The following is a 3,713-nucleotide window of genomic DNA, read 5'->3' on the forward strand; positions in this document are numbered from 1 at the left end:
CAACCTGGAATGAGGCACGCCGGAGCGGTTGGCAAAGTCTTGTTGCCAGCTAATCGAACACAGGCCAATAAACCCGGCAACCGAGTCCATTACCCGCTGATTATCCTTGGCGTAATCACGGTAACTCACCACCATCAGGCGATCGCCCAACAACTGTCGGGCGTACTGTGTTGCCTCAACAAACCGACTGGATTGCAAATTGCGCCAGATAGGCAAATAGCGATCGCGAGCCCCTGCCAACTCCTGCTCGACTGCCTCCCTGAACGACAAGCTTTCCCGGGCGTCGCGAACCAGATGCGCATACGCAGAAAATGCGCGCTCAATTGGGTCGCGCAGCATTATGATGTACTTTGCAGAGGGAAATTGTGCGTTGATATGTTGCAGCACCCCAGGATGTTCAATTGACATGGCAGACCCGTCGATTGACAGCTTTCCAGGCTCATACAGCGATTGATACTGCGATTCGTCGGTAACAAACATCTGACTCACCGTGTCGTTGTCGGCGGGGCCGGCAAAGTGGTTGCCCATCACCTTGGAAAAATGAAAGTGGGGCTCTTTGTGTTTGGTTTTCGACACATCAGGATGTTGCATCAACTGGTTGTACAAACTGGTTGTTGCACATTTGGTAAAGCCCAAAATAAATACGTCTGGCACAGACACCTCCTGTTTTACTCACAAATAGCTGAGCGCGTAATTTGAACGCCAACAACGAACCTGTTCCCGCTGTTGCACAAGGGTCAGTGCCAGAACTGTACCAACGCGGTACGGAGTGTATGCGTGCCAATCAGGCTGCGGCCTGCAGGCTGATTGGGCTAATTGCCTGAAATCACGTCTTTTTGCAGAGCCATTTGCAATATGCGAATACCGCTGCAAAACCCATGAAATATCCGCAATTCTCTTTGCAAAATAAGAATGCGCCTGTGAGCACAACATTTTCTATAAAAACGTCTATAAAAAATTAATTCAGCTAATTCATACATATACAACATTAACACGCCGTATTTCAGGCTAATTTATCAGGCCGGTTTACTTCTTGCTGAATACATTCCATCTGAGGTGTTTTTTTGAAGCCATGTACCGTGCTTCGAGGATGGAAAAAGATGAGCTGGAAAACCCGGACCCGAATCGTATTTTCACTACTGCTGGTAGCCATGCTGTCTGGTTGCTTTGCTACAGAGAACCTGGTTCACGTTCCAAGACACGACAACATGACCAGTGTCGATGACTACGACTTGCGTCTTTATCGTCAGTCACAGCACATCTTCAATCCCATGCCAATTGATGCACGAGTCATGCAATTGCGTTTACAACCCCGGGTTGAACATCTGGTATTTCTGGTGGATCAAAGCGCATCGTTGAACGACTCAGCTCAAGGTCTGGATACCCGCTTTTACGCCAAGGAAGTAGTACGTCGTTTTGTTAAAACCATGCCTACCCAGCCGATAAGCAGCACCATTGTGACTTATAACAATGAACCTGCATTACAGCTTTATGCGCCACTCGACGCAAGATTGACCATTGCCACGCGCTTCCCCAATGAACTTGAGTTCTTGTTATCAGGTCACCGTACAGCGCAACATATTCAGGTGAAATCACTGTCGGTTGCCATTGATTTTGTGTCTGAGCTGGTTGGCAATCTGCCCGGACCGTCCGCTGTGGTGCTGGTTACTGAATGGGCGCAAATCGACGAATCTGTTGAACTGGCTGTCATGCGTATGCGTCAGCGTACCACCTTTGGACGCAATGCCCATGTGGTAGTGCCAGAGGCCAGTGCAATTGCCTGGCCACAAAGTCATTCAGGCTTGTGCTTTTACACTGTGGGTGTAGGCAACCGTCTGTCACGCAGCCGCCTGGAAAATGCTGACAGCTGTGGCTTCTCATCCGCGGTAGATAAAGTTGCTCAACCCAGCAACATGGCAAACTTTGTGGAATCTGTGCTGTTCAGAGGCCCGGCCGACGAAGACAACGACGGCATATATGACTACCAGGACCTGTGTCCTGCTACGCCTGCTCACAAGATTGTTGATTACAGCGGCTGCCCGCGTTTTCAGTAAACCGCTCCTGGAGATTTTCATCATGAAACAATTAAACAAGTGGATTTTAGCCCTGGTGGGTGCGGTTACAGTAAGCGGCGTGAGCCATGCACAGGTAGAGCGCGTGATGGTACCCACTCTGGAAGAACAACAACGCCGTGAGGCCTTGTTAACCGCACAATCTGCCGATTCATCACAAGATACCACCCGCTATCAGGTAATTGTACAAGACAGCAACATGCAACAAACCACCACGCCCAGTCAGTTGGAACAGAACGTAACGGAATCGCTGCGCCCGGTTACTCTGGAAGAGGAAATCCAGCAGCAGCGCGTACAAGACAAACTGGAACTGTTCGGCTACGACATGTTTTCAGGCGTGTCATCTACCTTTGCGCCTGTGTCTGATATGCCTGTGCCTTATGACTACGTTATCGGCCCCGGCGACACCTTCACCATTCAGGCTTTTGCCGCAACCAACGTACAATACGATCTTACCGTTACTCGCGAAGGTCTGCTGTTAATTCCCGATGCGGGAGCCGTGACCGTTAGCGGGCTAACCTTTGAAGAAGCCAAAAAAGTCATTTCCGAAGCCATTGAAATAAAGCGCATTGGTATTAAAACCATCGTCACGCTGTCGGAGTTTCGTTCTATTCACATTATGTTGGTAGGTGAAGTGACTAAGCCAGGCAGCTATTCTGTTAGCGGATTTTCTACCCTTATCAACGCGTTAGTTTCCAGTGGTGGCATTAAACGCACTGGCTCTCTGCGCAACATTCAGGTAAAGCGCAACGGCCAGGTAGTCACTACGTTTGACTTGTATGCCTTACTGCTAAAAGGTGACGACAGCGCCAATATTTACCTTCGCCAGGGTGACCTGATTTTTGTGCCTCCGGTGGGCCCAACCGTAGGTATTGCTGGCGAGATCCTGCGCCCGGCTATTTACGAAGTGTCCAAAGAAAAGAACGTAAAAGCGATACTGGAACTGGCCGGAGGGTTACTGCCTACAGCCAACGCCAAAACCGCGCAAATCGAGCGTATCTCCAATGGCGGCATGTACACCTTGATGCAAGCCAATCTGAAAAATAACGGCAATGATGTCGCCATAAACAACGGCGATCTTATCCGTATTTTCCCGGTTCTGGATAAAATGGACGACGTTGTGTTGCTGTCGGGTCATGTGCTCACACCGGGCGGATTTCAATGGTTTGATGGCATGAAAGTCACCGATCTGATTCAGTCTAAAAGTATTCTGCGTCAGGGGGCGGAATTTGATGCAGCAATGATCCAGCGCGAGAACCGCGAAGACAAACGTACCGAAGTCATTTACTTCAACCTGTGGAATGCCATTGCCGACAAATATTCCGCAGACAATTTAACGCTACAACCCCGCGATCAACTGATCATTTTTGATACCCATTCTCCTCGTGCTGGTCAGCTCACTAAAGTGGTGAACAAACTGGAAAACGAAGCCACTGCCGACAATCCTATTAAAGTGGTGGACTTTAAGGGTGCAATCCCTCATGCGGGAACTTACCCGCTGCACATGGGCGCTCGATTACTGGATATGGTGAAGTATGCCGGTGGTTTAGATGCAGGCGTTGATCTTAACTATGCCCTGCTGGCCAGAACCGATTTGGTGACCGACCGTTTGTATTTCATTCGGATATCGCTGAATGAAGC

At 49.5% G+C, this 3,713-nt stretch carries 3 protein-coding genes; 2 read left to right on the forward strand and 1 reads right to left on the reverse strand.

What is annotated here, in order from left to right:
* Positions 1-654: sulfotransferase family protein (locus tag ACLR2L_RS19445; protein ID WP_413370578.1), on the reverse strand; the 654-nt coding region annotated here is incomplete at its 3' end.
* Between the two features lie 446 nt (positions 655-1,100).
* Between ACLR2L_RS19445 and ACLR2L_RS19450 the strand changes: the two genes are divergently transcribed.
* Positions 1,101-2,054, forward strand: a complete 954-nt coding sequence (locus tag ACLR2L_RS19450; protein WP_413370580.1) for a vWA domain-containing protein — start codon at positions 1,101-1,103, stop codon at positions 2,052-2,054.
* A 22-nt stretch (positions 2,055-2,076) separates the two neighbouring features.
* Positions 2,077-3,713, forward strand: a 1,637-nt coding sequence (locus ACLR2L_RS19455; RefSeq protein ID WP_413370582.1) for a polysaccharide biosynthesis/export family protein, incomplete at its 3' end; no start/stop codon positions are given.

This window comes from Alteromonas sp. AMM-1 (assembly GCF_047290655.1).
Taxonomy (GTDB): Bacteria; Pseudomonadota; Gammaproteobacteria; order Enterobacterales; family Alteromonadaceae; genus Alteromonas; species Alteromonas mangrovi.